9 protein-coding genes are annotated in these 10107 nt (G+C 67.8%); all 9 read right to left on the reverse strand.

What is annotated here, in order from left to right:
- Positions 1-636: hypothetical protein (locus tag A7D27_RS26035; RefSeq protein ID WP_218188498.1), on the reverse strand; the 636-nt coding region annotated here is incomplete at its 3' end.
- The gene (locus A7D27_RS26040) at positions 626-1216 is read right to left on the reverse strand and encodes a hypothetical protein (RefSeq protein WP_069566577.1); all 591 of its coding nucleotides are present in this window, start codon (positions 1214-1216) and stop codon (positions 626-628) included. The genes A7D27_RS26040 and A7D27_RS26035, both read right to left, overlap by 11 nt.
- A gap of 39 nt (positions 1217-1255) precedes the next feature.
- Positions 1256-2782: a hypothetical protein gene (locus A7D27_RS26045; RefSeq protein WP_069566578.1), complete on the reverse strand. Its 1527-nt coding sequence runs from the start codon at positions 2780-2782 to the stop codon at positions 1256-1258.
- Between the two features lie 12 nt (positions 2783-2794).
- The gene (locus A7D27_RS26050; protein ID WP_069566579.1) at positions 2795-4528 is read right to left on the reverse strand and encodes a hypothetical protein; all 1734 of its coding nucleotides are present in this window, start codon (positions 4526-4528) and stop codon (positions 2795-2797) included.
- Entirely contained in the window at positions 4525-4974 is a 450-nt protein-coding gene (locus A7D27_RS26055; RefSeq protein WP_069566580.1) for a hypothetical protein, read from the reverse strand. The genes A7D27_RS26050 and A7D27_RS26055 overlap by 4 nt, the downstream gene beginning before the upstream one ends.
- Before the next feature lie 2 nt (positions 4975-4976).
- Positions 4977-6815 carry a hypothetical protein gene (locus A7D27_RS26060; RefSeq protein WP_069566581.1) on the reverse strand — a complete coding sequence of 613 codons (1839 nt, stop codon included), beginning with the start codon at positions 6813-6815 and terminating at the stop codon, positions 4977-4979.
- 16 nt (positions 6816-6831) lie between these two features.
- The gene (locus tag A7D27_RS26065) at positions 6832-7359 is read right to left on the reverse strand and encodes a hypothetical protein (RefSeq protein WP_069566582.1); all 528 of its coding nucleotides are present in this window, start codon (positions 7357-7359) and stop codon (positions 6832-6834) included.
- A 48-nt stretch (positions 7360-7407) separates the two neighbouring features.
- On the reverse strand, positions 7408-9534 hold the full coding sequence (locus A7D27_RS26070; RefSeq protein ID WP_170832328.1) for a tape measure protein: 2127 nt from the start codon (positions 9532-9534) through the stop codon (positions 7408-7410).
- 187 nt (positions 9535-9721) lie between these two features.
- Positions 9722-10084, reverse strand: coding sequence for a hypothetical protein (locus tag A7D27_RS26075; protein WP_069566584.1), 363 nt, complete (start codon positions 10082-10084; stop codon positions 9722-9724).
- Positions 10085-10107: the final 23 nt, after the last annotated feature.

Consider the following 10107-nt stretch of genomic DNA (forward strand, 5'->3'; position numbering starts at 1 on the left):
ATCCACGTAAACGGTTTTGTAGGCCGCATCCTGGTAGGCGAGTCGCCAGCGCCCTCCGTTGAGGTTGTCGCTGTAGCTGCAATACAGCCCGCCCACGCTCAGGGTGAACAGCGTCAGCACGGCAGCGAAGCGTTCATAGGTGCTGGACAGCGCCGACAGGCTGACGACTGCGAAGGCCGACCAGCCATCGGTGGCGCCAGGTCGCCAGACCTGGTTGGGCTCCAGGGAATGCAGAGTCAGCGCGGCCTGGCCGGCCGTGGTTGAGCCGGTGGTCAACTGCATGGAAATGGGCATACCCAGGGTTTCCAGCCCGGCGCCGGAGCCGGACTGGATGAGGCTGGCCTGGGGGTGGTAGAGCTTGCTCTGTACGCCCGGCGCTACTGGGGTCAGGTGCGGCAGCGACAGCACCTCGCCCAGTTGCAGGTCGTTGAAGTACACCCCATTGCCCTCGCCGAAGGGGTACGTGAGGAAGGTATCCCTATTGAGCCCCGCAGGCCCTGCAGGGCCAACCGGCCCGGGGATGCCCGCCGGGCCCTGGCCACCGGCGGCGATGGCTACCCCGGCGACGCGGGTCGGCTCCACCACCAGGGCCACGGGCTGGGCCAGGGCAACGACGGCCGGGGTATCAGCAGCCATGGGCGCACCCTCCCCCGCTGTTCACCAGCACTTGGCCGGCCACCCAGCGGTTAACGGTGCCGTCCGGGTGGGTGATGGTCAGGTCCCATTCACCACGCGCCCAGGTGAAGGCGGCGGTCTGCGCGGCGGTGAGGATCAGCAGCACCTGGCCGAGGCCCTGGAGCTGCACGCCGCCGTTCTGCTGGGTCAGCAGGATGGGGGCGGCGCCCTCGCCCCGGATCTCGGCGCGGATCTCGCAGCCGGTCAGGCCCACCGGGAGGCGGTAGACCAGCAGGCCGCTGGCGGCGGTGCGGCCCTGGCCGGCCAGGTCGTTGAACTCCAGGGTGTCGGCGCCTACCACGCGGGCCAGGCGACCCGGGGAGCGGAGCTTGTCCTGGTTGAGGTCGGGCCAGTTGGGCACGCCCTCGCACCAGACTGGCCAGTCCCCGGGCAGGCCGTGGGCGGGCACCTGCAGGCGCACCGGGGCGGTGCCGGCCAGGCCGGTGATGGGGCGGTACTGGTAGACGGGCTGCATCAGCAGCAGGGGCTGGTTGAGCGTGGCGCCCGGGATGACGGGCAGGTCTAGGCGGGCCGGCGTCATGCTGGCTACTCCTCGAATGCAGATGGTGAAGCGGGGCGATCAGCCCCAGTGGCCGCTCGCGTACCAGACGCCGGTGCGGGGGTCGCAGCGGAAGCGGGCGTGATGGCCGGGGGCGCTCAGTTCGATGGGGCCGGCGGGGTACAGCGAGGCGCCGGCGGCGGGCTCGAAACGCCAGGTCCTGGCGTTGCCGGCCGTGACGGTCACCTCGACGAACAGGTCGGGATAGCCGCCCAGCTGGTTGATGCCGTTGTCGCTGTAAGCCGTGCGGACGGTGTCGTTGAAGCCTGCCGGCAGCTGGACGACCAGGGTGTCCGCCGTGGTGTCGTTCAGGTAGTGGTGCTGCTGGATCACCCGCTCGCTGATGGCAAACCCGCCGCCCGCGTAGCCGCACTCCATTTCATGCCAGGTCGCCCACCAGCCGCCCCACACGTCTGGAACCACCGTTCGGGACCGGGCCGTCATCGCGTCCACCCAGGGCGTGCCCAGCGGGTCGACTGCGCGGCGCCAGGCGTAGCCGGTAGCGGTTCGCTCCAGCACGTAGCGGCCACGCCCGGATGGCGGGGCCGGCGAGGCCTTGAGCGCACGCAGGGCAAAGGGGGCGGCGAGGCTGCCCATCAGTTGCAGCTCCACGCCACCCGGTCGCAGCAGGTCGGCGGCGCTGATGGTGCTACCGCTGCCACTCTCCCCGCCACTCTCCCCGCCGCCGGCCAGGTCGATGAGGATGGGCTGCGGGTGGAGGGTGACGGTCCCCTGGTCCTGCCCCGAGGTCAGGTAGCCCACCACCAGAATGGTGGCGACGCGCAGGTCCTCGGCCGTGGCGGGTGCCTCGCCGTCGGGGCCGCGCCCGTTCAGGTAGGCCGCGCCCACGGTGACCGCGAATGACTGCTCGCCGCCGCCCAGCAGGCAGACCGGGGCGCCGACCCAATCGTCCAGCGTCCCGGCCGGCAATGCGGCGGTGTTGGCCTTGAGGTCCGCCAGGGTGCAGGTGCCGCCCACCAGCACCTGGACAGGGGCGCCGCCGGCCGCGCCGGCTGTGAGCACCCGCCCGACCAGGTAGCCGGGCAACAGGCCCATGCTGCTGCCGATGTCTTCCTCCAGGAGGTACGCATAGCGGTCGGTCTGGCCGGGGGTGTTGGTGTCGCCGCCGACCGGGTACAGCCCCACCAGTTCGCCGCCTGCGGTGGTCTCGCTGCCGCCCCACAGGGCGGTGATGGTGTAGGCGCTGGATGATCCGCCGCCTCCGGCTGCGGCCGCGTCCAGGAGGGCCTGAGCGGTGCCGGCGGTCCAGCGTGCATAGACACGGGTGCCCGCTGGCCAGGCCCTGGCGGTGGTGCCTTCCTGGCCGCGTTGCAGGGTGATGGCGCTACCGGCAACGGCCACCGCCTTGACGATCTCGCCGCTGTCGTCGTCGCTGGCGTCTTCTTGGCACAGCGTCAGTACGTAGTAGCCGCCGGCCAGGCTGCCCAGGGCGGCGGCCTTGGCCGGCTCCACGGTCATGCTCTCGGCGCTGGCGTCCAGCTCAGCCACCAGCTTGGTGGCCCAATTGTTGATGAACTTCGGTTTCATGCGGGATGACTCCTAGATGTAGACGACGGGCTCCAGCTCGCCGAGGACGTAGTGGCCGGTGAACGGATCAATGGCCCCGTACAGCGATGGGGGTCTGCCCTCGGTGGGATTGGGATACGGGAGATCCCGGCGCACCTGGTCGACGCCGCCGGGGTAGGCGGTGAAGTTGTAACGGTGGCGCTCGCGCGTCGTGTTGATGACTCCAAACGCCTCCAGCAGGCATACCAGGTGGTTACTCCACCAGTGCGCCCAGCACTGCCAGCTGTAGGTTTTGGAGGGCGCGCGCATGGGCAGGGTGAAGACCCGGCGGGCGGCATCGAGCAGCCATTTTTCCGGGTTGCCTTCACCGAAGCGGCCTTGCTCGTCGATGGACAGGTTGTCGCCGCTCGGCCCGTAGTAGCCGCCCAGCTCCAAGCCCAGCCCGCCGACGACGTCCTCGGCCTGGTCGATGGTCTCGCCGTCGATGCTCAGCGCCCAGCGCTGCCGCAACTCGGCTACCTGGGGGCCGGGGCGGCCGTAGCCGCCGGGCAGGAAGCCCACCGCTCCGGTGGCGTCCATGGTCAGCTCGTTGTCGTAGGTGAAACGTAACGTCCGGCGGTCGCGCTCGACGCCGCCGACCCGCAGCACGTAGACCAGCTCCTCGACCATGCTAGACGCGACCCGGCCGTTAAACTGGAACGTGCCGTGCTCGATGGTGTACTGCCCCGTAAACCCGCAGCTGCCCGTTTCCTGGGACAGGGCCTGTTCGCGCAGCTCCACAAACGGGGTCAGCGCCGTGGCGGTGCCGTTCATGTCGAACCCCGCCACCTGGCGATACTCCAGGTCGAGGGTCACGGGTTGGAGGTCGCCGTTTTCGTACCAGTAGCCCAGGGCGTACCCGTGGACCTTGGCGCTGCGGCTGCCCTGCATAATGGTGACGCCCGGAGTGTTGAGCGATGGGATGCCGTTGGCGTTGAGGAACATATTGCCGCCCTCGCAGCGCAGTTCCCATGAATCACACGGCCCACCGGACGGCACCCAGCGCGTGGTCATGGGGAACCGCCAACCCCATACGCCACTGAACACCGTCATGTTGTCGATGGTTTCAGTCCGGGCGGCCTGCTCGTACCCACTGAGTCGCCGCAGGCTGGCGCGGAAGGGCTGGGCCTGGCCATCGCCCTCGATGAGCAGTTCGGCAAACGGGCCTCGGGGCTGCATGAAAAGAAATCGCTCGGAGCCCTGCGACCAGCCCAGCACGGCGCGCGAGCCGTCTTCGGTGATGTCCCACACCGTCATGCCGCTAAAGGGCTTGTCGGCGGTGTAGCCCTCCAGGGTCACCGGCACGTCGTGGGCGGGCTCGTCGTCCTCGCCGAAGCGCCCGAACGGGGCCAGGTTGAGGGGGCCGTTCAGGGTTTGGCCGTCATCACTGCCGGTATCCCCCAAGGCGGCCAGCCAGGTGCGCCCGACGCCACGGGTGTACAGCAGGCTCCCCCGCATGCCCTTCCAACCCCAGATCCTCAGCAAACGGCCGCCCTCGGCACCCAGGACCAGCGCCGCCGCGTTGCGCCACTGGTAGCCCAGGGCCGTATCCGAGGCGGCCTCGTCGGGGGTACGGGTCACCTCGGGCACGCCGGGCACCCGGACCAGCACGCTGCCGATGGCGCCATCGGCGAAGAACCGGTTCTTGATGGTCCGGCCGTTCGGCAAGGTCAGTTGCCAGCCCCGTACCAAGCCGTGGTAAGGGCAGCCCCAGACGGGCGCGGTCATGGCGTCACCGCCGAGATGTCCGCCAGTTGGACCTCGACTCGCTCGCCGTTGGCGTCCTTCAACACCAGGGTCTTGATGGCGGGCAGGACGAGCAGGGCATCGGTGCTGGCGTACCCGTTGGGCCACCAGGCGCGCTGCTGGGCGTCGGGCTCCACCAGCGGGCCGGCGATGCCGCCGCCGGCGGATGGTGCGCGGGCGTTGTCGGACCAGAACGCGGTGCTCATGCCGCCCGGGATGCCTCCACGCGGTTGCACCTGGCGCAGCGTCCTCTGACTGACACGCCGCACCCCCAGGCTGTTGATGTCGCGCTGCAGCTGCTCGCCACGCCGCTGGGCCACCATGGCAGCGCCACCGGCACGGCGGGACGCTTCCATGGCTGCCCCGCCAGCGCGCCGGCTTGCCTCCAGGGCGGCGCCGTTGGAACGGCGCTCGGATTCCAGGCTCATGGTTACAACTCCAGTAGGTCGTTAGGGATCGATACGCGATACAGGCGCTCGCGGGTCCGCACCAGTTCGTCGGTGTAGCTCTCCGGCACCTCGCGGTACGGCATGGAGAATCGGCGCGGCAACGTCGGCGCCGTCAGGTCGTCGGCCACGCTGTAGTTGCCGGAGAAACCCGGCAGCGCCTCGTCGTAGGGCGCGACAGGGCCACCCGCTACAGGGCCCGAGGCGTTCGGCGGATGGTTCAGCCGGCCGCCTATCTGGGTCGGAAGGTTGATCCCGACGGCATCCCCGTTCAGGTCAGGCAGGGTGATGTCCGGGCGTGGCGGAACCGCCAGCCCGTCCCCGTCACCACCTCCGCGCATGACGGCGATGCTCAGGCTGGTGACTGCCTCGCCGGTCTCCATGTTCAGCGTATGCACCACGCGGCGGCATTTGCCCCGGGCGCGGGTGTACTGGTCGTCAAGTTCCAGCGTGTGGACCAGGTCCACGCCCAGCGCATGGGAGGTCGGCACGCTCCAGGTCACGGTCGTTTCGCGGTGCGCCTGCAGGATCTCGACGTACATGCGCAGCAGCATCACCTGCAGGGCCAGCTCGCGGCGGGCCTCGTCGCTGATGTCGTTGTAACCGCCTGCGCCGGAGTTCGCGCCCACCCAGGCCCAGCCAGCCGATGGCACGCCACTGGGGATGGCCGGTGCCGCCGTGTCGGGCAGGCCGGCCTTGAGGCCGCTCTCCCAATCCTCGACGCGGCTGTCCTCGACCTCGAACTGCACCGCCTCGCGGGTCACTACCTGCTCGGCCTCGACCTGGCCGGAGGGCGTGGCGAGCACCAGGCTGTATTCCTCCGTCACGGTCTGCACCCAGCGGCGGGCGGCAGTGACCCTGAACCCCAGCAACAGGTCGCCGTTCTCGTTGATCCAGGGCGCGCCGTCGCCGCAGGGGTTGGGCGCGCTCAGGGGCAGCCGCTGATAGCCGGGCTCGCCAATCATGACCTGGCCACTGCCCTCCACCGCCTCCTCGACCATCTGCACGTCGGGCGTTTCGGTGCTCCACACGCGCCACTCGCAGAACCCCAGCGTTTCCTCCTGGGAATGGGCACCGGGGTGCGCCCAGGTGTAGACCTGGTTCAATTGCCACAGCCGCGCATAGCGGTAGCGCACGGTCAGCTCCGCGCGGTTGGTGGCGTTGAACGGCTGGGCCAGCTCCAGGCCGACGCTCTGATAGACCGTTGAGCCGGCACCGAAAACGAAATGCGGGCGCGGGGCGGCAAACCAGCTGCTGCGCCGGATCTCGCCCACGACCGAGGCATCCACGCAGGCCGCGAGGGTGCTGACCCGCTCCATGGCGTAGTCGTAGCGGCTGCGCCCTTCGACGGGCTCGAACACGTCGGCACTCCACACCCCGGGCAGCAGCTGGTCGATGGCCGCCAGGCTCATGGATTCGAGGCGCTGCTGCAGGCGGTCGGTGCAGGTGATCGACATCACCCGCGTGGTGGCCGACCAGGTGGGCTCTGCGATTGAGCCGGTGAACAGCCGCGACTGCACCGTGACGCCGTCCACCTCGCCTATGAAATCGATTTCCACCGCGTTGCTCGGCATCGCCGCGGGCACGTCTGCCTCGGGTGGATAGAACAGGTCGAACTGCGCGACACCGGCAGCGCCCTCCTCCCGGTCCACCGAGACAGACCCGGTCAGCAACGGGGTGACGTCCACCCCGCCGATGCGGATGACGACCCGCCAGACGCAGAGCCGGCCCGGGGTGATGACCACCGGATCAGGCAGGCCGCTGCCGCTCCCGGTGCCGCTATTGAGCGTGGCGCCGTTGAGGGTTGCCCCGTTCAGCTGCATGGCTGCTCCCCCCTCATTACAGGCTTTCCGTGGCGGTCAGCTGCCAGCCGTAGGAGGTATCCATGGATTCCTCCGGCGGGGTGCAGATGACGTTGAACATGGGCATCCACGCTGCTCGATACAGCTCGGCATCGGGCACGGCCTGGACCGTCACCTGGTCGCCCGAGACGGTGGCGGGCACCAACAGCCACACGCCATCCCGAAGCGCCCAGCCCCAGGGCGCCACGTCTGGGCGCGGGGTGCTGGTGAGCGTGAACTGGCGGTCTGTCGGCAGCACACCGGAGACGGATTTAGGGTGCGTGCAACGCAGCTCCAGGACCGCGTCGAAATCGAGCCCATCGAGCCCGTGGGGCAGCCCGCCGGCGGCGCTGAGGGTGATGACCTCGCGCGACCAATGGGCCATGTTGTAGAGCCGGCCTCGGCTTAGGGTCAGCAGCGTGCGGCCCTGCTCGCGGGTGTAGGTCTGATTGGGCACGCCAGAGCCGGCAGCGCCACCTGCAGGCAGGATTGGCACGCCGCCCAGCATCACCGTGGCGTAACTCATCGGAAGCTCCAAAGAAAAGGCCCGCACGCGGCGGGCCTGGGTTGAGGGTCAGCGGCGGGCCGGGCCCTTCTTGAGTGCCTGCATGTGCAGGATCTCCTCGAAGGTGGACTGCTCGGCCATGAAGTCCAGTTGCTGGCCGCCAAGATCCAGGGTTACCCGCCCGAGGTTGCGACCACCCGGAGAGGCAGCGGCGGCAGATTCCATACCCGCCGGAAGGCCAGGCGCTGACAGCCCCGACAGCCGGTTGGCGAGGTTCAGGGAGGCCAGCGAGTTCAGCACCGCCTCACCACCGCCGAACGCCATCAGCTCCGGCCCGCGCTCGCCCACCCAGCGGATGCCGGGGGCGGCACTGCGGGTGCCGTTCGCGTGGCCATCCGTGGGCAACTTCAGCCCCGCCCACTGAGCCGGGACAAACCCGTTCATGCCATCCGGGGGAACCAACCTGATAGGTATGAAAATGGGCGTTGAGGAAATCGCCTCAAGCTGTTTCTTGACCTCTTCCACCGAGGTGTTGTCCAGCTTGAACGAGATAGGGAGATTCTGGAGCTTGGCCGCCTCATCCTTGAGGGCGGTGATCTGATCTCGAATCTCTGCCACCTTGGCATCGGCCTGGGATTGCTCCAGATCGAGCGCGGCGCTTTCTATGTTCTTCAGCTGCTTGGCGATCCCCTCGAAGCCATAGGTGTTCTTTCCAGCCGCCGCCATTTCCTGCAGGGCCTTAAGCGCCTCTTGCGCGCGCGCCTTGGCCGTTTCCGCGTCCCCGGCGCGCAGTGCGCCACGTGCCTCCAGCTGCAGGCTGCTGACAGTGCCGAAGTCCGTTTCGCGGTTGCCCTGCCGGAACGAGCGGATGGCATCGTTGTAGCGCTGTTCAACTTCCAGGCGCTTGGCCTTGAATCCCTCAATGGTGGTCAGCGCGGCCTTTTCCTTGCGCTCCAGCTCCTTGATCTCGTCCCCTAGATCCTTCACCCGCTGGTCGCGGATGTTGCGCATCGAGGTGATATAGGCCTGTTCGGCCTTGAGGCTGGCCTGATGGCGTGCATCCTCTATGCGCTTCTCGGACTCGGCCTGCTCCTCGGCCTTCTTGCGCATCTCCTCGTTCATACCGGTGGCTTCTTCGAGCAGCTTTTCCCGGTAATCCTTGAACTCCTTGAGCTTCGCTTCAATGGCCGCATCACTCATGTAGAGGTCCAACATCCCGAAGTTGTCTCCGGCGGACGCCTCAAGCCACTCGATTTCTTTATTGACCCTGTCCAACTCGGTGACGCCACCCGCAAGCCGTGCAGCCATGTAGCCCAGGTCGTCCCCTGTCCCGACTGCCGCAGAACTAACCCTGACTGCCGACTCGGCTATGCGCACTAGTGCCGAGGCTAAGGTGGTGAGGTTTTTCTGCATCTGCGGGTCATCCAGCGCCTCTCGAAGCTCCTTGAGCGCCTCGATCAGTGGGCCAGTGGCGGCATTCCCAAAACCACGCTCCAGGGTGTCGCCGATGGCAGTGATCTCTTTGCCAACGGTATCGCCAAAGCCGGCCAGTTCCTCCTTGAGCTTGGGCAACTGGCCGATAAGTGCATTTGTAACGACATCGGCTGTCAGCTTGCCCTGGCTGGCCAGGTCCTTCAGGGCGCTCACAGGCTGTCCAATGCCATCGGCCAGGGCCTGCATCAGCCTCGGCGCCTGCTCGGCCACGCTGTTGAACTCATCACCGCGCAGGGCACCCGAGCCCAGGGCCTGGGCGAACTGCACAACGCCCTGCTCGGCCTCCACTGCCGAAGCCCCGGAGACTCGAAATGCGCTGGCCACCGCCTCGGTAACACCGAGGATGGCCTGCTGACTCTTGCCGGCCTCTTTGAGCGGCCGGCTGATACGGCCGTACAGGTCCACCAGGGAGCTGACGGGCGAACCCGTGGCGACGGCAATGCGCTGTAGCTCCTTCTGCGCGGTGTTGAACTCCTGCTGGCTGCCAGTCGCCAACCTGAGACGGGCGTTCATCAGTCGGTACGCGTCTGCCGTCTCTGCTACCGCCCGAACAGCGCTTGTGAGCAGGTTCAATGAAATAAAATCTGCGATCAGCCTGCCTGACGTCTCCAGGGTGTTATTGAGCCGCCCCAGATCCTCCTGAACCTGCTCAAACGCCTGGGCGCTATCGTTTCTGCCCTCAATAACTAATTGAGTGGTCACTCGGCCTCTGCTCATTTCAACCCCCGCAGCATCGTCTCGAAACTCTGTTTAGTGCCCTTGGCGCCGCGCGCCACGATCAGCGCCGTGCGCATGGCGGCGCGATCCTGCGCGGCGATAGCCGCACAGAACGCTTCCAGCTGGGGCAGCGTGTAGCCAGCGATATCGGCCCAAGCGTGGCCGGCGGCGATCAGTTGCTGGGCGACGTCGGCCCATCCACGATGCTCGCCACCCCCGCCAGGGCCTGACCGAAAAAACCGGCGTTGACCTGCATGACCTGCACCATCAGCTCAAGCGCGACCGGGGCAGGTAGGCGCCACAGCGCCCAGCGATTCAGGGAGGTGCAGCGCCGCAACACGCGGCGCAGGGTGCGGGCGCTACCCGCGTAGGCACACAGCCCTTCCGCGCTGCAGCCATTGAGGAAACGCAACACGTCCTCGGACGCGCGGCCGAACAGCTCGAAGTCCGCCAGGCCAACCGGGCGGATCTTCACCTTGCGGCGGCCGACGGCGACCACCACAGGCTCGGGGAACAACACCTGCAACTCACTCATGGGGTTCTCTCAGGCATAAAAAA

The organism is Pseudomonas sp. 1D4 (genome assembly GCF_001728925.1).
Classification (GTDB): Bacteria; Pseudomonadota; Gammaproteobacteria; order Pseudomonadales; family Pseudomonadaceae; genus Metapseudomonas; species Metapseudomonas otitidis.

Excerpts from the sequence above, each read along its gene's own strand:
- A7D27_RS26075 (WP_069566584.1), bottom strand. The coding sequence starts at position 10,084 with ATGAGTGAGTTGCAGGTGTTGTTCCCCGAGCCTGTGGTGGTCGCCGTC.
- A7D27_RS26055 (WP_069566580.1), bottom strand. The coding sequence starts at position 4,974 with ATGAGCCTGGAATCCGAGCGCCGTTCCAACGGCGCCGCCCTGGAGGCA.
- A7D27_RS26040 (WP_069566577.1), bottom strand. The coding sequence starts at position 1,216 with ATGACGCCGGCCCGCCTAGACCTGCCCGTCATCCCGGGCGCCACGCTC.
- A7D27_RS26045 (WP_069566578.1), bottom strand. The coding sequence starts at position 2,782 with ATGAAACCGAAGTTCATCAACAATTGGGCCACCAAGCTGGTGGCTGAG.
- A7D27_RS26060 (WP_069566581.1), bottom strand. The coding sequence starts at position 6,815 with ATGCAGCTGAACGGGGCAACCCTCAACGGCGCCACGCTCAATAGCGGC.
- A7D27_RS26065 (WP_069566582.1), bottom strand. The coding sequence starts at position 7,359 with ATGAGTTACGCCACGGTGATGCTGGGCGGCGTGCCAATCCTGCCTGCA.
- A7D27_RS26050 (WP_069566579.1), bottom strand. The coding sequence starts at position 4,528 with ATGACCGCGCCCGTCTGGGGCTGCCCTTACCACGGCTTGGTACGGGGC.